Raw genomic sequence first — 19,704 nt, 5'->3', positions numbered from 1 at the left:
TGCGCGCACTATAGCACAATTTTATTAGGAATTAATTGCGTTAACTCAATAAAAAGTCAGTGACAATTTTAGTGAAAGCCACGGGTTTCTCGGCGTGTAACCAATGACCTGTGCCCATAATGACTTTAGCTTTGCTGGGCGGGAACAATTGCTGGATCAGGCTTTGATGTTCTGGCAACAGATAATCAGATTCTGCGCCTTTAATAAAAAGCGTCGGGCCTGTGTAAGGGCCTTTGCTTGGTGGTGCCTCTAATAACTGCTGATAATTGGCGATCAAAGCTTTGATATTAAAGCGCCAGCGGAAGTGATCATCTTCTTTATGCAGGCTCTTAAGCAGAAACTGCCGTACCCCGGTTTCAGTGATAGACAAAGCCAGCTGCTGATCAGCCTGCTGTCTGCTTTGTAAGTTATTCAGATCGATGCCATCCAGTGCTGATAATATTTCAAGGTGGCGCGGTCTGTTTTGCACCGGCGATATATCCGCCAGAATGAGCTTGTTAACGCGCTCTGGATAACGAAGCGCAAACTCCATGGCTATTTTTCCACCCATAGAATGGCCCAATAGGATCACCTGCTCTAAGCCCAGGTGATCCAGCGTATCTTTGACATCCTCTGCCATCAACGCATAGGACATGCTATCGTGCCAGTCTGAACGGCCATGATTACGCATGTCCAGATTGACCACTTGCCATTGTCCGGCTAAAGCACGGGCAATCACGCCAAGGTTCTCGTAACTACCAAAAAGGCCGTGGATCAATACAATAGCTTGACCTTGGCCTGTGATCTCGGTATGTAATATCATTATTTTTTCCGATTTAACGACCTTATTTACGACATAGTGGCATGGTATCAAAACTGCTGGCTGGCGTCAGCGACTATGCCTTTATATAATGGCTTCACTTTTTAAGAACGCGGAATAACTTCATGAAAACCATCGAAATAGATGACGATCTTTATCAATTTATCGCCAGTCAGACTCAACAGATTGGTGAAAGCGCCTCTGATATTCTGCGCCGTTTACTGATTGTCAGTCTGACAGAAGCGCAAGCTCCTGCGGTACCAGCTGCAAAAAACGTCAGTAAAACTCCAGTGCAAGAGTCGCTTAAACCTGTAGCACAAGCCGCAGCAAAACCAGCAGCACAGCCTGTAGTTGAAAAAACGGTCACCTCTGCTGCTCCTGCAGATAAATCGGGTTCCGTTTTTGATTTTATCAGCCCGCAAGATTTGTCTGCTGAACAAAGCGTGGTAGGGCGCTTCTTATTCATTTTATCGGCTTTATCCCGCGCACATCGTGGAGATTTTGCTCAGGTACTGGAAATTAAAGGTCGTAACAGATTATATTTTGGTCAGTCCGAGTCGTCTTTATTAGAAGCGGGCAGCAGTACCAATCCAAAACCCATTCCAAATACTGATTTTTGGGTGATTACCAACTCGAATACAACGCGCAAGAAAATGATGCTGACTGAAGTCGCCACCAAACTTGGCTACAGTTCGGCAGAGGTTGAACGGATCCGCGATTTGTTATAAGGAGTGTGTATGTCTTTACATCCGCTGGCTGGGCAAACTGCACCAGCTGCCATGTTACCTAATATAGCGCAGCTGATGGCCGCCTATTATAGCCTGAAGCCTGATGTGGCCATCGCCAGTCAGCAAGTCAGTTTTGGTACTTCAGGCCACAGGGGAGGAGCTTTACTTAAATCCTTTAACGAACAGCATATTCTGGCCATAGTGCAGGCTGTTGCGGAGTATCGCAAACAACAGGGTTTTAGCGGACCATTGTTCCTGGGCAAAGACACTCATGGCTTATCAGAAGCTGCGTTTGTCAGCACATTACAGGTGCTGATTGCCAATGGCGTAACCACCCATATTCAGCAAGATGGCGGTTTTACACCCACTCCTGTTATTTCCCATGCAATTTTGGGCTATAACAAAGGCCGTACCACTGATTTAGCCGATGGCTTAATCATTACACCTTCTCATAATCCGCCGGAAGATGGTGGCATTAAATACAATCCGCCTCATGGTGGTCCTGCCGACACAGACGCGACAGATTGGATCCAAAAACGCGCCAATGCCTTACTGGCTGTGCAGTTAGATGGCGTGAAGCAGATAGGCTACGAAGAGGCGTTGGCGTCCCCTTTGTGTGTCAGCATCGATTATGTACAGCCTTATGTCGATGATTTGGCGAACGTCATTGATATGGCAGCCATAGCCAAAGCGGGCGTGAAAATCGGTGTTGACCCTTTAGGTGGTTCAGGTATTGCGTTTTGGCCTGTGATTGCCAAAACCTATGGTCTGAATATCACTGTGGTCAATGAACGTGTCGATCCAGCTTTTAGCTTTATGCCGTTGGATAAAGACGGAAAAATTCGTATGGATTGCTCCTCTGCTTATGCGATGGCGAACTTGATTCAACTCAAAGATCAGTTTGATGTGGCCATAGGCAATGACCCGGATTTTGATCGTCATGGCATAGTGACCCGAAGTGGCGGCCTGATGAATCCAAACCATTATCTGGCTGTGGCTATTAACTATTTATTGAGCAACAGACCTTTATGGTCAACCAGCTTAGCTATTGGCAAAACACTGGTATCTTCGGCCTTGATTGACAGAGTGACTGAAGGCCGTGGTCGTAAAGTGTATGAAGTCCCTGTTGGCTTTAAATGGTTTGTCGATGGTCTGTACAAAGGTACTGTGGCTTTTGGTGGTGAAGAAAGTGCTGGGGCAAGTTTCCTGCGTTTTGATGGCACTGTTTGGTCGACCGATAAAGACGGTTTTATTCTGGGATTACTAGCGGCAGAAATGCTGGCGAAAACCGGAGTCGATCCTTATCAGCAGTATCAGGCGTTGACCAAAGAATTTGGTTCACCTTTGTATCGTCGTCTCGATGCAGCGGCTTCAGCAGAGCAAAAAGCTGCGCTGAAAAATTTGGATGTCAGCAGTGTAAAACAGACTGAACTGGCTGGCGATGAAATACTTGCAGTGCTTACAAAAGCACCAGGTAATGGTGCCAGTATTGGTGGTGTAAAGGTAGTCACCAAAAATGGCTGGTTCGCTGCGCGGCCATCTGGTACAGAAAACAGCTACAAAATTTATTTAGAGAGTTTTGTTGATCAAACGCATTTAATGCAGCTTGAATCGGACGCCAAAGCCTTTGTGGATGCGGTGTTCAAGGCGATTTAAGCACCTGAAACAGCCTGTTAGCGTGTTGTAATAAAATTACGATAGCAGGCTTTATTTTTGCTAATTCTTGACTATTGCCCGCCATTTTTGTAATTTTTCTACAACTATAGTTATAAAAAAAAGCGGCTCACCGCTCATCAAACCGGGATTTGGCAATGAAAAAAACGTCTTCAAAGGCAAAAGCCTCAGTGGCTATTGCGGACCTTCCGAGCACGGAAGAATTAAAAAACAGTATTATTAAACATTTACATGGCAGCCTTGGTACAGATGTAAATAAAGCCAGCCCACAAGCCTGGTGGCGTGCCACTTGTGCTGCGATCAACGAATATGTGTACGATGGTTTACGTAATACTCAGCGTACTCACTATCAACAAAATACCCGCGCCGTTCATTATTTCAGTCTTGAATATTTAATGGGTCGTCTGTTCAGCAACAACCTGCACAATTTGGGTGTCTATGACGCTGCAAAAGATGCGCTGGCTGAGCTTGGCTTAAATATCGCTGATCTGGAAGATCAGGAAGAAGACATGGCGTTGGGTAACGGCGGTTTAGGCCGTTTAGCTGCCTGTTTTATCGACTCCATGGCGACATTAAATTATCCAGCCATTGGCTATGGTATCCACTACGAAAATGGCCTGTTTAAACAGGAGTTTTCAGATGGCCGTCAAATTGAGCGTCCTGACAGTTGGCGTGAATATGGCAACCCGTGGGAGATTTGCCGTCCTGAGTCTATCCAGGAAATTTCAGTCTACGGTTACGTAGAAACGACTTACGATCTGCAAGGCAAAATGAAAAAGGTATGGCACCCTGGCCGTATCATTAAAGGTGTGCCTTGGGATATTCCTGTGGTTGGTTATCAGGGCAGCTCAGTCAACGTATTACGTCTGTGGGAAAGCCGTGCCAGTGACTTCTTCAACTGGGACGTATTTAACTCTGGTGGTTACATCGATGCGGCGCGTCAGAACATCGAAGCTGAAACCATCTCTAAAGTACTGTATCCAAACGATGAAACAGACGCAGGTAAAGAATTACGCTTAATTCAGCAGTATTTTTTCTGCTCATGTTCACTGAAAGACATTATCCGTCGTTACAAACGTGCTAATGGTGATGACTGGAGCAAGTTCCCAGAACAAGTGGCTATTCAGCTAAACGATACTCACCCGGCTGTAGCTATCCCAGAATTGATGCGTATTTTGGTTGACCGTGCGGAAATGAGCTGGGACGAAGCCTGGAATATTTGTCAGCATGTATTTGCCTACACTAACCACACCTTGTTACCAGAAGCTCTGGAAAAATGGTCAGTGCGTTTATTTGAAAAAGTATTACCACGCCACTTAGAAATCATTTACGAAATTAACCGTCGTTTCCTGGTTGAGCAAGTGGATGTGTTATGGCCTGGCGATAACGATAAAAAACGTAAACTGTCTATTATCGAAGACAACCACGAACCTATGGTCCGTATGGGGCATTTGTCTGTGGTCGGTTCGTTCCGCGTCAATGGTGTGGCCGAAATTCACTCAGAGTTAGTGAAATCAGATTTATTCCCGGAAATGGTTGCATTATGGCCGGATAAATTTACCAACGTCACCAATGGTGTTACGCCACGTCGCTGGTTAAAAGCCTGTAATCCACGTTTAGCCAAGTTGCTTGACGAAACCATTGGCGATGAATGGCCACGTGACTTAAAACAGCTGAGTAAATTTGCTGCTTTTGCTGATGATCCTGCCATTCAGGATGCCTTTATGGCGATTAAACAGCAAAATAAAGCTGATTTAGCGACGGTAGTGAAGAAACTGACCAATATCAGCATTGATCCTCATGCTATTTTTGATATTCAAATCAAACGTTTGCATGAATACAAACGTCAGCATCTGAACTTGTTGCATATTCTGGCCTTGTACCGTCGTATTCTGCAAAACCCGGATTACGATATGGTGCCACGTGTATTCCTGTTTGGTGCTAAAGCCGCTCCTGGTTACAAACTGGCCAAAGAAATTATTTACGCCATCAATAAAGTGGCAGAGAAGATCAACAACGACAAACGCGTGAAAAACCGTCTGAAAGTGGTCTTTATGCCTAACTACCGTGTCACATTAGCTGAGAAAATGATCCCGGCTGCTGACGTGTCAGAGCAAATCTCTACCGCAGGTAAAGAAGCTTCTGGTACAGGTAATATGAAACTGGCGTTAAACGGTGCTATCACTGTAGGTACGCTGGATGGTGCCAATATTGAGATCGCAGAGGAAGTGGGACCGGATAATATTTCTATCTTCGGTTTAACCGTCGATGAAGTAAAAGCTCTGCAGGCCAAAGGCTATCACAGCTGGGATTACTATTATCAGGATGCTGAAATCAAAGCTATTCTGGACTGGCTGGAAACTGATTACTTCACGCCGGGTAAACCAGGTGAATTATCTGCCATCAAACGTAGCTTGCTTGAAGGTGGCGATCCGTATTTAGTACTGGCCGATTTCCAGTCGTACGTGAAAGCACAAGAGAAGGTGGATGGCTGGTACCGTGATCAGGCTGGCTGGGCGAAAAAGGCCATTCTGAACACTGCACTGATGGGTAAGTTTACTTCAGACCGTTCTATTGAAGACTATGTAGAAAAAGTCTGGAAACTGGACGCCTGCAAAATCAGCCAGCAGTAAGCTGTCGGCTGGTTAGTAGCTTAGTTAGCAGCTTCACAATAAAGCCCACTTCGGTGGGCTTTGTATTTGGCTCAAAGGAACGGATCTGAGCTGACGCAGAGAAACTCCTGAACTATTTGTTACAATTTGCAGTCCTAGAAGGCATTGGGAATTTGTTTCCGCATCCCCATTAAGTTTACAGAGCCAATGAACAGGCGTTTTAAAGAGAGCAATCAATGAATTATCAACAGCAAGCCCAACAATGGCAGGCCTTATTCCGTCAGAAACAGCAGGGCAGTTTCCTTAGCCGTGTGCTGCTATGGCTGGTCGCCGGTATTATGCTGGTGTTTGCAATGGGCGTATTACTTTTTGTGCTGATGCTGAGCTGGTTACTTATTCCGGTGTTTTTATACAAACGGCATCAGCTACGCAAACAAGGCAAGTCGTTTTTCCAACAGGCTCAGCAACACCAGCAAAGCCGTTCGTCAGAAGGCTCTGGCCGGGTGATTGAAGGCGAAGTGTTGGAACGTAAAAGCGATAACTAAGCAGCTCATCTTCATTTACTGATGCAAGTGATGTAAGCAAAGCAGGGCATTGGAAAGACAGTAATTTTTTTCCTACGCCCTGACCATCCATCCTGCGCTTTGGTATACTCGGCCCAGTTCTAAATCTGGTGCGTCTTATGATCCCGAAGTTAACTGCGACAGAAACACTTAATCCCCAAGTCCAGGCTTATGTCACTGCTCTAACAGCTGCTGGTTTTGTCGGCGACATTGAAGTCAGTTATGCCAGCCGTTTAGCTGTGGCCACAGACAACAGCGTGTATCAGCAGCTGCCTGCTGCTGTGTTGTTGCCTAAATCTGCTGCTGATGTGCAGCTGATTTGTTCTTTGGCTCAAACAGTCAGTTTTAGCGACATCAAATTCACGCCAAGGGGCGGCGGCACCGGCACTAATGGTCAAGCCTTAACTTCTGCTGTGGTGGTCGATTTATCCCGCCATATGCGTGACATCATTGAAATTAATGTTGAAGAGCGCTGGGTACGGGTACAGGCTGGTGTGATTAAAGATCAGCTGAATGCCTTTTTAAAACCTTATGGCTTTTTCTTCTCACCGGATTTATCCACCTCAAACCGCGCCACCATAGGGGGCATGATCAACACCGACGCCTCGGGTCAGGGCTCTTTGGTGTACGGTAAAACCAGTGATCATGTGTTATCCCTCGATACTGTGCTGATTGATGGCATGGCGCTGCATACTCATGTGATGCCTATAGCTCAGGCAGAGCAGCTGGCACAACGTCAGGACAGCATTGGCCGGGTGTATCGTCAGGTGTTATCTAGTTGCCGCGATTTCCGTGCCGATATTTTAAACACTTTTCCGCGTTTAAACCGCTTTTTAACAGGTTATGACTTAGAGCATGTGTTTAACGAGGATTTAACTCAGTTTGATTTGTCCCGCGTTATTACCGGATCTGAAGGTTCTTTGGGTTTTGTCACCGAAGCTAAATTGAATATCACGCCTATAGCCCCATACAAATGTCTGGTGAATGTGAAGTACGACAGCTTTGAAAGTGCGCTGCGTAATGCACCATTTTTAGTGGCCGCTCAGGCTACCTCGGTGGAAACTGTCGACAGCAAAGTTCTGGATTTAGCCCGTAACGACATCATTTGGCATCAGGTCAAAGACTTTATTGAAGATGTGCCAGGCAAAACTATGCTTGGCCTGAATATGGTCGAATACAATGCTGAAGACGAAGCGGATATGGCGCAAAAAGTCCAGCAGTTAGAAGCACGCCTGCAACAGTCGGTTGAAAATGGTGAGTCTGGAATTATTGGTTATCAGCTGACTTTTGACAACAACGCCATCACCCAGATTTACGCGATGCGCAAAAAGGCAGTGGGCCTTTTGGGCAATGCCAAAGGTAGCAAAAAACCTATTCCTTTTACTGAAGATACCGCAGTTCCTCCTGAAAATCTGGCTGATTTTATTATGGAATTCCGCGCCTTACTCGATAGCCATGGACTGGCCTATGGCATGTTTGGTCATGTCGATGCTGGTGTGTTGCATGTGCGTCCAGCTTTGGATATGTGTGACCCGGAGCAGGAAAAACAGTTACGCGTTATCTCCGATCAGGTGGTAAAACTGACCGCTAAATACGGCGGTTTGATGTGGGGCGAGCATGGTAAAGGCTATCGCAGCGAATATGGCCCGGAGTTTTTTGGAGAGGCTTTATTTACAGAGCTGCGTAAAATCAAAACGGCTTTTGACCCCTTTAACCGCGTCAACCCTGGCAAAATTTGTACGCCTATCGACAGTAGCGAACAGCTGGTCAGTGTTGATGATGTAAAACGTGGGTTTTACGATCGGCAAATCCCTGTTGTAGTGAAAGAGAGTTTTGACAGCAGCTTAAACTGTAACGGCAATGGCCTTTGTTTTAACTACGAAGAAAATTCGCCTATGTGTCCGTCCAGTAAAGTCACCAAAGACAGACGACACAGCCCCAAAGGCAGAGCGGGTTTAATGCGCGAATGGTTGCGATTAATGAGCAATCAAGGTGTCGATGTATTGGCACAGGAGCAAGAGCTGCTGAATAAATCTCAGACGCTGTCTGGTGTAGTTGCCAAAATCAAAAACAGCTGGCAGAAAAAGCAGGGCCAGTATGATTTCTCCCATGAAGTGATGGAGGCAATGGAAGGCTGTTTGGCCTGCAAAGCCTGTGCGGGCCAGTGTCCTATCAAAGTGGATGTGCCATCCTTCCGTGCCCGTTTTATTCAGTTGTATCACAGTCGTTATTTACGACCGGCCAAAGATTATCTGGTCGGAAATATTGAACGTTCGGCGCCACTGCTGGCGAGTATGCCGAAGCTGGTCAATTTTTTCCTGCAGCAAGGCTGGATGGCAAGCCTGCTGAAAAAGACTGTGGGTTATGTCGATACACCACAATTATCGGTTCCGACCTTAAAACAAAGAGTTGAGGGTAACTACAGCTTTGATTTAACTGCGCTGCAAGCCTTGCCAGCAGCCGAAAAGCAAAAACTAGTGCTGTTGGTGCAAGATCCATTTACCAGCTTCTACGAAGCTGATTTAGTGGCTGACGCGCTGAAGCTGATAGAGAAACTAGGGTTTAGGCCTGTGTTGTTGCCATTTTTACCGAACGGTAAACCGCAGCACGTCAAAGGCTTCTTACGCGATTTTGCTAAAACAGCGAAAACAGCCTCTGATTTTTTAAATCAGGTGGCCGCTTTAGGAGCGCCGCTGCTGGGCTTAGATGCTTCTTTAGTACTGGTGTATCGCGATGAGTATGTCAAAACCTTAGGCTCTGAACGTGGCGATTATCAGGTGGCTTTATTCCACGAATGGTTAGTGAAACAAGACTTACCTGCTATTCAGTCAGGGCAGAGTTTTAGTTTACTGGCGCATTGCACCGAAAAAACGGCTCTGCCAGCAACAGAGAATCAGTGGAAGCAGATTTATGCCAAAGCTGGATTAGAACTCAAAGCGGTGTCTGTGGGCTGCTGTGGTATGGCCGGTACTTATGGCCATGAGGCGCAAAATTTTGATAACAGCAAAACGCTTTACGAAATGAGTTGGCAACAACCCGTACAAAACACTGGGGCTGATCAGGTGTTGGTGACAGGATTCTCTTGTCGAAGCCAGGTAAAACGTTTAGAAGGTGTTAAACCTAAACATCCGTTGCAGCAGCTTTTGCAGTTACTTTAGGGCGTTTTTTTAAATTTTGGGACAGGGACATCGCCTGTCCCTGTCTATTTTTATCTAAATCTCTTTATATAAAAATTAACTGACCGTCATTTATTGTCCCACCAATGATAACCCAATAAAAACTATCAAGTTCAGCTTAGGTTTATGCCACTGAGCTATGCTAGCTGTTAGCTTTTTAATAACTTCACCCAAAGGAAGATGGATATGAATTGGTTTAAATGGCTGCTCGCGGTCGTGGCAGGCTTTATCGCAGTAGCTGCCTTTTATCTGCTGGTCGTGTTTGATTTAAATGACTTTAAAGCGGAAATCACTAACAAGGTAGAACAGCAAACCGGACGGCAGCTGCAGATAGCAGGGGATATTGGCTGGACTATTTACCCTAGTCTTGGGGTGTCACTGACCGATGTAAAATTATCGAATCCAAAGGGTTTTGCGCCAGAGCAAATGCTGGAAGTGTCGGAATTGACGGCCGCCGTAGCCTTGATGCCATTGTTTAACAAAGATCTGCAGGTTCAGCAGCTGCATTTAGACGGTGTTACAGCTAATCTGGTCACCCGTAAAGACGGCAGCTCCAGTATGGATGGCCTGACGGCAGATAAAAGCACCACAACTAGTGAAACTGGACCTGCGACCAACCAACAACTGCAACTGCAGGATCTATCTATTAGCAATCTGCAATTAAATCTGTTGAGTGAAGGTAGTCCAGACCAGCGATTAAGCTTGAAATCACTCAAATTAAGTGATTTTAAAGCCAATGAATGGGCGCCATTGGATTTTGAACTGATCGTACTGTCTGGCCAAACTCAGCTCGATGTCAAAGGTTCTGCTCAATTGCAATTGAGTGAAAATAATCAGTTAGTGCAGCTTAAAGACTTTGCCTTAGAAACTGACTTTACAGGTGTCCCGGTCAAACAGCTTTCTTTAGAGACAGAGTTAAAACTGGCTTTGGATAAAAAACAGCTGGAGTGGCAATGGAAAAAGCTGCAACTGGATGAGATCAAAGGTTCAGGCCAACTGTCAGTGAATTACGCTAAACAAGCAGTGATTAAACTGGATCTGCAACTGGATGAAGTAGACACAGCCTCTTACATGGGTGAAAACAGTGCAGAACAGGCAAGTACAACCACTCAGAAAAACAGCGCAGAACCAGATTTATCAGTGCTGCGCCAATTTGATCTGGATTTAAAACTGGCAGTGAAGACATTAAAAGCTGCTGGCCTGCATACAGAAAACCTGCAATTGGCGTTGACCAATAAAGCAGGGCTGGTTCAAATTCAAAACGCCAGCGCAGATTTATACGATGGAAAAGTGCACGCCAAAGCCACGCTGGATGCCCGCAAAACGCCTGTCAGCTACAGCTTTAATAAACAACTGTCCGGCCTGGCGCTGCGGCCTATGCTGATGGACGGTGCTGACATTGATTTATTAAGTGGCACTGCAAAACTGACCATCGAAGGCAAAGGTCATAGTTTGTTGCCGGAGCAGATCAAGAAAAACCTGCTGGCAACTGGCAGTTTTGAAGTCACGGACGGTTCTTTATATGGCGTCAATATCGCGCAAATGATCCGCAATGCCAAAGCCACACTGAAAAATGAGGCTCAGACCGGTGATAATTCAGAGCAAAAAACGGACTTCTCCAGCTTAACCGGCAGCTTTAACCTGACTGATGGTGTGTTGACGAATCCGGATTTAAAAATGGCGGCACCCTTGTTACGACTTGCAGGCAAGGGCTCAGCTAACTTACTGAATGAAGAATTGGATTATCAGCTCAGTACTGCGCTGGTGAATACGTCAAAAGGTCAGGGTGGTAAAGAAAAAGACGATCTGGCTGGCGTTGAAATACCACTTAAAATCAGCGGTACAATGCAAAAACCTAAATACTCTTTGGATACCAAAGCCTTATTGGAAGGCCAGTTGAAAGAGAAAGTAGAAAGTGGCAAAGAAAAACTGAAAAACAAATTGCTGGAAAAACTCGGCGGACTGTAAATAGTCGGGTTGTTTCGGAGCATAAAAAAACGGAGCTTATAAAAGCTCCGTTTTTCACATCAAATTCAAACTTAGAATGCTGAAGTATCCTGGAACAAACCAACTTTTAACTCTTTGGCGGTGTAAATTTCGCGACCATCTACACTGACAGAACCTTCTGCAATACCCATAAACAATTTACGTTTAATCACTCGGGTCATATCAATGCGGTAGGTTACTTTTTTTGCTGTAGGCAGGATTTGACCAGTAAACTTCACTTCACCCACGCCTAAAGCACGACCTTTACCCGGGCCACCAGCCCAGCCGAGGAAGAAACCTACCAGTTGCCACATAGCGTCTAAACCTAAACAACCAGGCATCACTGGATCACCTTTAAAGTGGCAATCGAAGAACCACAGTTCAGGATGAATATCAAATTCAGCGATGATTTCCCCTTTGCCGTATTTACCACCTTCTTCCGAAATGTGCACAACACGGTCAATCATCAGCATATTATCGACAGGCAACTGACTGTTACCTTCGCCAAATAATTCCCCACGGCCACAGGCCACTAAATCTTGTTTTGTAAAGCTATTCTTAGTCATGTATGTTAGATCCATCATCAAGGCTGGGCCACTTTAGCGAACACTTGTAAGCTAAACAAGTCCGATTAGTCAAGCTGACCTTCTGAAATCAAACTAACATCAAAAGATAGAAGCATTATGACGGAACAAGAAAAAAAACCACTTTCTAATGCAGAGAAACAACAGCGCTATAGAGAAAGGCAAAAAGGCTCCGGAAAAAAGGAGTTGCGCGGTTACTTAACGCCTGAGGCTTTGGCTTGTTATCACGAAATTCAGCAAAAAACTGAATGGAGTGACAGTGTGATGCTCAGCAATGCAATACGTTTAATGTATGCAGCACATAAGCTTGGACAAATTGGTTTACTGAATGGCTGGCTGACGGAGCATAAAAAATAAGGCCAACTTAACGCGCGCTGCGTATTGCTTTATAATGCCGCCACTTTTTGCTGTTTCAGCGCCATCCGGAAGTTTTTTATGATTTTATTTGTCCGCGACTTAACCGTCATCGATTTTTCTTACCTTTGTCAGCAACGCGGTTTGCTTGGCGAAAGTTATATTGTTGATGTGGAGTTGCATGGGGATTTGGATCAAACCTCCATGGTATTTGATTTTGGTCTGGTAAAAAAAGTCATTAAAAAAGCCATTGATCAATTGGTTGACCACAAACTGGCCGTCCCTGCTTTAAGCCCGGCCACACAACTGCTCAGCGGTGAAGTGGAGCAAGTGTTATTTAGCTCCGCCAAAGGGCTGTTGCAAATTGCATCCCCAGTTGAAGCTTTTGCCGTGATTCAGGCTGAAAAAGTTGATATGGCCTCTGTCACCGAATTTTTAACTGAACAAATTAAACCCCTGTTGCCTGATAACGTCGCCAAACTGGTGTTGCAGCTGCGCACTGAGCAAGTCAGCGGTTTTTCTTACCATTACACCCATGGTCTGAAAAAACATGACGGCAACTGCCAGCGTATCGCTCATGGCCACCGTTCTACCATCCAGATTTTTGACAACGGTATGTTGTCGCCTAAATTAGGTAAATACTGGAGTGAACGTTGGGAAGATATTTATTTGGCAACCGCTGAAGATCAGATTGAAGCATCCGCCTTACGTTACCTGAAAGCTGAAGCTGGGGCTCTTCATTTTGCCTATAGCTCAGCTCAGGGCTATTTTGAAATCTCTCTGCCAGCAGCAACCTGCGAAGTAGTGCCTTGTGATACCACAGTGGAGTGTTTAGCGGACTACATTGCGGCTAGCGTGAAAGAATCACATCAGCTTAGCGCAGTGAAAGTGGTTGCTTTTGAAGGGGTTGGTAAAGGCGCTATTGCCTTTGCTTAGTGCTTTGGGATTGAGCAAAAGGCAGAGCATAGCTCTGCCTTTTTAATTACTGAACCAGATCCGATAACGGCAATTGAGTTTTAGCCAAAGCCCGCTGATACAACCAGGCAAAGCTGGCGGCATTATCGCGTGGGAATTCGAGCTGCACCGGTGGCTTGGCTTCTGTGCCATCTGCGACTACAAAACTAAAGCTGTAAAAAGGTGCCATGCCCATCCGAAGGTCCGTCAGCAGCACTTCATTGCCTTTTTGTTCCAGCTGATAAAAACCATGACTGAACCAGGCTAAACGAGCCACAGCCGGATTATCTTTCCACTGCTCAATCAAGGTCTTATCCCGCGTAAAACTGCGCCACTGCATCGGTGTTGAGCCATCCAGCAACGAATAATAACCTTCCAGATATTCACCATCCTTGATCACTACAGCCCGCCATAACAAGGTATTAAATGGGGTTGCTGTGACTAATAACTTATCTGCTTGCTGATCAAAATTTGCCAATTGTTGCTCTACTTTTGCGTAAGCCCATTGCTGCGCTACTAAACCAAACAGCAGATAAGCAATGCTCAAGGCTAAACCAGCGCTGTTCCAGCTTAGTTTTTTATTAAAAAGCGCTATGCCAGTGCCCATCAATAACGGCAGGGTGTACAAAGGGTCGATGACAAAAACACTGCCGGTGCCAAAAGGATAATCACTAAAAGGCAAAGCCAGCTGAGTGCCATAGATGGTCAGGGTATCCAACAGCGGATGAGTCAGCAGCACCAACCCTATCGCAATCAAACTTTGCTTAAAAAGCGCCGGCTTTCCTAGTAATTTAACTAACAGCCAGGCAAAAAACGGCGAAACTAAACTTAAATAAAACAACGAATGGCTTTCGGTGCGGTGCAAGGTCATATCACTGATTGGATCGCCATGTGAGATCAACACATCCAGATCGGGCAGGGTACCAAATACCGCACCTGCCGCTGCCGCCTGCCAGAGCTTTATTTGTTTGTTGCGTATAGGTTTGTGAAAAGCCGCAACGCTGACGGCTGCACCCAAGGCTATTTGTGACAACGAATCCATATTATTCCTGTGTTTTTCCAAGCCAGTTTGCGGCCTTTTGCTGGTCGACAAGTTGCAAATAAGTCAAAGCTTCAGCAGCAAGTTCTACCGGCATCGACAGTTGCACCAGACGTTGTTTACGAAATACATGCAGGGTCAATACCCTGCCAATCTTACTTTGGTTGAGCTGCCGCCAGAAATTTTGCTCCGTGGCCTTCACTGCATTGATGGCAATCAGCTGATCCTGTGCCATTAAGCCTGCTTTATAAGCGACAGAATTCAGAGCTACGTTTGTTATCTTTAAGCCTTCCGCAGCAGCACTGAAAGCCGCGCCAAAAGCCCGTACCGGATAAGCAGGAGCTTTGCAGCCTGACAGGTCTTTGCTGTGTTCTTGCTGGCGTTTGGCTGTATTTAAACCAAGATGCGGTAAGAGTTCTATCAGAGGTAGTGCAGAAGTGCCATGTACCCAGCTGTATAATTGGCTGGCTGTATCTTTACCTGCATAATCTGAACAGAGTTGGATGAATTGCTGCTCAGAACTACCCAGAGCTGGCTCACCATAACTGCGCCAGGCCAATTGCATCAAGGCATCGAGCGTCTTGTCTTTGCTGCGCAATAACGCATCCAGACACAAGGCAATCAGGCTGCCTTTGGTGTAATAGCTGACCACGGCATTCACAGCATTTTCATCTTGTTTGTAGTACTTAGTCCAGGCATTAAAGCTGCTGTCAGCCACAGATTGCACTTGCTCTGAAGGGCTTAATTGCACTCGGTTAATGGTTTTTTCCAATGCCGAAAAGTACTGTTCCTGCGTCAGTAAACCACAACGAACCAAAGCTAAATCATCGTAGTAAGAGGTAAAACCTTCGTATAGCCAGAGCTGGCTGGTGTATTGCTCTGTGTTTAATCTATAAGGTAAAAACTGGGCTGGTTTAGCGCGTTTCACCCACCAGGTATGAAAATACTCATGACTGCACAGGCCGAGTAAATTTTGATAGTCGGCTGTGCTTTCATCCGGGCGTTCCAGGTTAGGTAAATCCTGATGCGTCAAGAGTAATAAGGTTGAATTATGATGCTCAAGCCCGCCATAACCAGCATCTGTTACCCAACACAAAAACCAATACTGATTTAAATCGGCGGGCAGCGCACCAAACACTTGTTGCTGCTGATGGCAGATGCGTTGCAGCTCTGCTTTAAAACGTTCCAGATCGACCTGCTCGTGGCCTGCCAGCACCAAATAATGTGGCACACCACAGACATCAAATTCGGCAATATCCAGTTTGCCGAGCATTAAAGGAGTATCAATCAGTTGCTGATAGTTATCGGCATGATACAAACCACAGTGCAGTGGTTGGGTGGTGCGGCCTCTTGTTAATCCTGTAGCCACTTGCCAGTCTAAAAATTCAGGTGCAACTACATTCAAAGTCACAGGCGAAGATTCCATGCCTTTGACTTCAAGACACAAAGCCGCCGGATTTAAAATAGCCAGTTGATCGTCCAGATAACAGCCTCGCACCGACAAATCAAAGGCATAGACTTTATATCGTACCGTCAGCGCCTGCAGATTATGATTCAGTTGCCAGCTTTGTTTATCCAGCTGCAGCAAAGTTAGCGCGCCGGCGTCATCAAAAGCTTCAATAGAGTGAAGGTGTTTGGCAAAATCACGCACCATATAGCTGCCGGGGATCCAACTTGGCAAAGATAACTGGATGCTGTCGCTGCTTTGTGGTGTAAAACGAAGTTCAACTGCAACCAGATGTGCGGTAATGTCAGTAATACTAAGCTGGTAAGCCAATAGCGTCATACCCTATACTCCCGAAAGTGATGTGTGCATTATTTTATAAGGATCTTTTGATGGCTCAAGAAACTATTTTCAGCAAAATCATTCGCCGTGAAATTCCGGCCGACATTTTATACCAGGACGACTTAGTCACGGCTTTCCGCGATATTAATCCACGGGCACCCACTCATATCCTGATTGTCCCTAATGTATTAATTCCTACAGTAAACGATGTAGAGCCTGAACACGAGCTGGCTTTGGGCCGTTTATTTACTGTAGCCCGCAAACTGGCTGCAGACGCTGGCATCGCTGAAAACGGTTACCGTTTGATCATGAACTGCAATGAACATGGTGGCCAGGAAGTTTATCATATCCATATGCATCTGGTCGGTGGTAAAGCCTTAGGGGCTATGGTGGCGCGTTAATCAGTGTTTGTCTGATAATCATCGGCAATTGGGTTGCAATTGCCGGGGAAACTTCTAAAATTCGCGCCTTAATTTTCTGCCGGAGATCCTTATGACTGACGAAGCTTTACTTGCTAAACGTATTGAATACGCTGTGACCCGGGTCACAAAAACGGTATTTCCTGGCCGGACTAATCACCACAATACCTTGTTTGGTGGAGAAGCTTTAGCCTGGATGGATGAGGCCGCTTTTATTGCTGCGACCCGATTTTGCCGTAAACCTCTTGTCACTGTCTGTTCTGATCGGGTGGATTTTAAAGAGTCTATTCCAGCTGGTTCTATTATTGAACTGGTTGCCCGAATTGAGCATGTAGGCCGCACCAGTATTAAAGTGAACGTGGATATTTTTGTTGAAACTATGTTTGACGACGATCAACATAAGGCCATATCAGGCAACTTTACTTTTGTTGCTTTAGGACCAGATCGTAAGCCGGTTCCTGTATTAGGCTAATTTGCCAATGTGCTGGCTCAGCAGTAGAGTAGGGTTATTCTTTACTGACTCTGAGCCAGATAAAACATGAAAACTATCCACCAATGGTTTGCCGAATACGGTGTCAGCCATCAAAATCCAACCAATAAATTGATCCATTGGTTTGCCGTCCCCTCAATTTATTTCACAGTATTTGGCTTGTTATGGCAGATCCCTATGCCTTTTAGCTTGTTTGCAGAACAACAGATCACCTGGCCTTTATTACTTGCTATGCCTGCGCTGGCGTTTTATTTCAGCTTGTCTTTTGCTATTGGTGTAGGCATGACCTTATTCACCGCAGTGGTGGTGATGCTTATTCGCTGGTATGAGCAAAACTTCAACCTGGATATCTGGTTAGCGTCTCTGTTGTTATTTGTGGTGATGTGGGTGTTTCAGTTTATTGGCCACAAAATTGAAGGGAAAAAGCCGTCGTTTTTTCAGGATTTACAGTTTTTATTGATTGGTCCTGCATGGCTAATGGGCTTTATCCTGAAAAAACTAAAGATCAACTATTAGCTTCAAGTACGAAGGGTATTGCGACTAATGGAGAGCTACCCGAGTTCAATCTACTGACTAAAGCTCACCAAGCTCCGGTTGCTGAGATACAATAGAGGTAAGAGCAGATCGAGTTGTAACCATTTTGCAAAAATTTTTTGAAGACCGTCATCGTTTGTTTTGGCTGCTGCACACCTTAGGTTGGGTGGGTTTTGCACTCATCAGTTATTTAGGTTCCTTGTTTCAGGAAATGCGCAGCGCCTACTGGATAGTAGTGGCACTGGACGCTTATGCCGGTTGGTTACTGACTATTCCGCTGCGTTATGCTTTTCAGAGAGTCTGGCATTGGGAACCCTGGAAAATGCTGCTCAGCGTGCTTGCGGTGGCTATTCTTATTGCCGCAGTATGGACTGTGTTTCGTAATTTTAATTACTGGGAAATTTACCGGCATGGTTTTAAACCCGATAGCTGGACTCAATACTTTCGCCAAACCACAGTGGGTTTTTATGTTCTGCTGAGCTGGAGCGGTTTGTATTTTGGTATTAAGTATTACCAGACGCTGCAACAGGAAAAACAAAAGTCGCTGACAGCCAGTAACAAAGCCCATGAGGCTCAGCTGAAAATGCTGCGTTATCAGCTTAATCCACATTTTTTGTTTAACACCTTAAATGCGATATCGACTTTGGTCTTATTAAAGGAATCTGATACAGCGAATAAGATGTTGGTCAGATTAAGCGACTTCTTGCGTTATTCGCTTTACAAAGATCCTATTAAAAAAGTGCCGCTGCAACAGGAGTTGTATGCTGCCAATCTCTATCTGGAAATAGAAAAAGTCCGGTTTTCAGAACGTCTGACTATTATTTACGACATAGACGAAGCCGCTGATCAGGCATTAGTACCTAGCTTGATTTTGCAGCCTTTGGTTGAAAACGCTATTAAATACGCGGTAGCGAGCCAAACCAGTGGTGGCAAGATCATGATTACAGCGCAAAAGTTTGGACACGATTTACTGATGGAAGTGGCAGATGACGGGCCTGGAATGGTGATTTCCGATGGTCTGCCAAAAGGGGAATCTGGCGGAGTAGGTTTGGTCAATACCAAAGAGCGATTAGCGGCCTTGTACGATCGCAATTTTTCTTTGGTCTTAACACACAACCATCCACGGGGTTTGAAAGTAAATATCAGAATACCATTTGAAGTAGAGAGTACAGATGAAACAAATGCTTAAGGTCATAGTGGTCGACGATGAACCGTTAGCCCGCCGCGGTATGCTGGTGCGTTTAGCTGACTTTCCTGAACTAAATATTGTCGCAGAGTGCAGTAATGGTGAAGAAGCTGTAGCCGCTATCCGCGAGCATCAGCCTGATGCAGTGTTTTTAGATGTCGAAATGCCTGGGCTGGATGGTTTTGGTGTGTTAAAGCAACTGCAACAGCTGCAGATTGACTTGCCTTATGTGGTGTTTGTTACAGCCTACGATCATTATGCGTTAAACGCCTTTGAAGTACAGGCACTGGATTATGTGCTCAAACCAGTGGAAAAAGAACGTTTAGCCGCTGCTGTCGGTAAACTGACGAAAAACTTTGAGGCCAAAGACGATCAGCGTCATAAAGGCCAACTGGCTGCTGTGGTTGCGCAGTTAACAGGTGAAAAAACCGATCAGATTTTACAACGTCTGGATCAGTCTCAGCCTGTGATGAATGAACGTTTCCCTGAAGCTATCAGTATCAAGGACAGTGGTGAAATTACCCGTGTACCAGTCAGCGCTATCGACTGGGTTGACGCTGCAGGTGATTACATGTGTATTCATACCCGTGACGGCCAGACTCATATTTTGCGCCGTACTATGAAAGAGCTGGAGCAGGAGCTGGATCCGAAGTTATTTGTGCGGGTACACCGCAGTGCTATCGTCAACGTGAATACCATCGCCAAATTGCAAATGCTGGCTAATGGTGAACATCAGCTGATGCTGACCAACGGTCAGGCGGTAAAAGTAAGCCGTAGCTACAAAGACCGCGTCAAAATGGTGTTTAATTCTTAAGTAGTC

Annotated in this window: 17 protein-coding genes; 13 read left to right on the top strand and 4 right to left on the bottom strand. The window is 45.6% G+C overall.

Going from position 1 to position 19,704, the window contains the following annotated elements:
• Positions 1-40: 40 nt before the first annotated feature.
• Positions 41-802 (bottom strand): alpha/beta fold hydrolase, encoded by a 762-nt coding sequence (locus OM978_RS11465; RefSeq protein ID WP_264342333.1) that lies wholly within the window; start codon positions 800-802, stop codon positions 41-43.
• A 122-nt stretch (positions 803-924) separates the two neighbouring features.
• Here OM978_RS11465 and seqA point away from each other — a divergent pair, with 122 nt between their 5' ends.
• The 6 genes from seqA to OM978_RS11435 all read left to right on the top strand — a co-directional run bounded on the left by seqA (position 925) and on the right by OM978_RS11435 (position 11,520).
• Positions 925-1,527 (top strand): replication initiation negative regulator SeqA, encoded by a 603-nt coding sequence (gene seqA / locus OM978_RS11460; protein WP_264342331.1) that lies wholly within the window; start codon positions 925-927, stop codon positions 1,525-1,527.
• A gap of 9 nt (positions 1,528-1,536) precedes the next feature.
• Positions 1,537-3,183 (top strand): phosphoglucomutase (alpha-D-glucose-1,6-bisphosphate-dependent), encoded by a 1,647-nt coding sequence (gene pgm / locus OM978_RS11455; protein WP_264342329.1) that lies wholly within the window; start codon positions 1,537-1,539, stop codon positions 3,181-3,183.
• A gap of 155 nt (positions 3,184-3,338) precedes the next feature.
• On the top strand, positions 3,339-5,834 hold the full coding sequence (locus OM978_RS11450; protein WP_264342327.1) for a glycogen/starch/alpha-glucan phosphorylase: 2,496 nt from the start codon (positions 3,339-3,341) through the stop codon (positions 5,832-5,834).
• 215 nt (positions 5,835-6,049) lie between these two features.
• Positions 6,050-6,358 (top strand): hypothetical protein, encoded by a 309-nt coding sequence (locus OM978_RS11445; protein WP_264342325.1) that lies wholly within the window; start codon positions 6,050-6,052, stop codon positions 6,356-6,358.
• Positions 6,359-6,495: 137 nt separating this feature from the next.
• Positions 6,496-9,534, top strand: coding sequence for an FAD-binding and (Fe-S)-binding domain-containing protein (locus OM978_RS11440; protein WP_264342323.1), 3,039 nt, complete (start codon positions 6,496-6,498; stop codon positions 9,532-9,534).
• 204 nt (positions 9,535-9,738) lie between these two features.
• Positions 9,739-11,520 carry an AsmA family protein gene (locus OM978_RS11435; protein WP_264342321.1) on the top strand — a complete coding sequence of 594 codons (1,782 nt, stop codon included), beginning with the start codon at positions 9,739-9,741 and terminating at the stop codon, positions 11,518-11,520.
• A 71-nt stretch (positions 11,521-11,591) separates the two neighbouring features.
• Here OM978_RS11435 and fabA read toward each other — a convergent pair whose 3' ends face one another.
• Complete coding sequence (gene fabA, locus OM978_RS11430) at positions 11,592-12,104, bottom strand: 3-hydroxyacyl-[acyl-carrier-protein] dehydratase FabA (RefSeq protein WP_264342319.1); 513 nt, start codon at positions 12,102-12,104, stop codon at positions 11,592-11,594.
• A 117-nt stretch (positions 12,105-12,221) separates the two neighbouring features.
• Between fabA and OM978_RS11425 the strand changes: the two genes are divergently transcribed.
• Positions 12,222-12,479 (top strand): hypothetical protein, encoded by a 258-nt coding sequence (locus tag OM978_RS11425; protein ID WP_264342318.1) that lies wholly within the window; start codon positions 12,222-12,224, stop codon positions 12,477-12,479.
• Between the two features lie 78 nt (positions 12,480-12,557).
• Complete coding sequence (locus OM978_RS11420) at positions 12,558-13,412, top strand: 6-pyruvoyl trahydropterin synthase family protein (RefSeq protein ID WP_264342316.1); 855 nt, start codon at positions 12,558-12,560, stop codon at positions 13,410-13,412.
• A 46-nt stretch (positions 13,413-13,458) separates the two neighbouring features.
• Here OM978_RS11420 and OM978_RS11415 read toward each other — a convergent pair whose 3' ends face one another.
• Together OM978_RS11415 and OM978_RS11410 are read right to left on the bottom strand one after the other, a co-directional pair.
• On the bottom strand, positions 13,459-14,472 hold the full coding sequence (locus OM978_RS11415) for a metal-dependent hydrolase (RefSeq protein WP_264342314.1): 1,014 nt from the start codon (positions 14,470-14,472) through the stop codon (positions 13,459-13,461).
• A gap of 1 nt (position 14,473) precedes the next feature.
• Complete coding sequence (locus OM978_RS11410; protein WP_264342312.1) at positions 14,474-16,255, bottom strand: M61 family metallopeptidase; 1,782 nt, start codon at positions 16,253-16,255, stop codon at positions 14,474-14,476.
• A 50-nt stretch (positions 16,256-16,305) separates the two neighbouring features.
• Here OM978_RS11410 and hinT point away from each other — a divergent pair, with 50 nt between their 5' ends.
• The 5 genes from hinT (at position 16,306) to OM978_RS11385 (ending at position 19,698) form a co-directional block, all read left to right on the top strand.
• Positions 16,306-16,656, top strand: a complete 351-nt coding sequence (hinT, locus tag OM978_RS11405) for a purine nucleoside phosphoramidase (RefSeq protein ID WP_233007230.1) — start codon at positions 16,306-16,308, stop codon at positions 16,654-16,656.
• A 91-nt stretch (positions 16,657-16,747) separates the two neighbouring features.
• The gene (locus OM978_RS11400; RefSeq protein WP_127022940.1) at positions 16,748-17,146 is read left to right on the top strand and encodes an acyl-CoA thioesterase; all 399 of its coding nucleotides are present in this window, start codon (positions 16,748-16,750) and stop codon (positions 17,144-17,146) included.
• A 66-nt stretch (positions 17,147-17,212) separates the two neighbouring features.
• Positions 17,213-17,680: a DUF962 domain-containing protein gene (locus OM978_RS11395; protein ID WP_264342309.1), complete on the top strand. Its 468-nt coding sequence runs from the start codon at positions 17,213-17,215 to the stop codon at positions 17,678-17,680.
• A 124-nt stretch (positions 17,681-17,804) separates the two neighbouring features.
• Complete coding sequence (locus tag OM978_RS11390) at positions 17,805-18,887, top strand: sensor histidine kinase (protein WP_233007228.1); 1,083 nt, start codon at positions 17,805-17,807, stop codon at positions 18,885-18,887.
• Positions 18,871-19,698, top strand: coding sequence for a LytR/AlgR family response regulator transcription factor (locus OM978_RS11385; protein ID WP_264342305.1), 828 nt, complete (start codon positions 18,871-18,873; stop codon positions 19,696-19,698). The genes OM978_RS11390 and OM978_RS11385 overlap by 17 nt, the downstream gene beginning before the upstream one ends.
• The last annotated feature ends 6 nt before the right edge of the window (positions 19,699-19,704 follow it).

Source organism: Rheinheimera sp. MM224 (assembly GCF_947090785.1).
Taxonomy (GTDB): Bacteria; Pseudomonadota; Gammaproteobacteria; order Enterobacterales; family Alteromonadaceae; genus Pararheinheimera.
The sequence above is the reverse complement of the archived record's forward strand: the minus strand, read 5'-3'. Positions and strand labels throughout refer to the sequence as shown.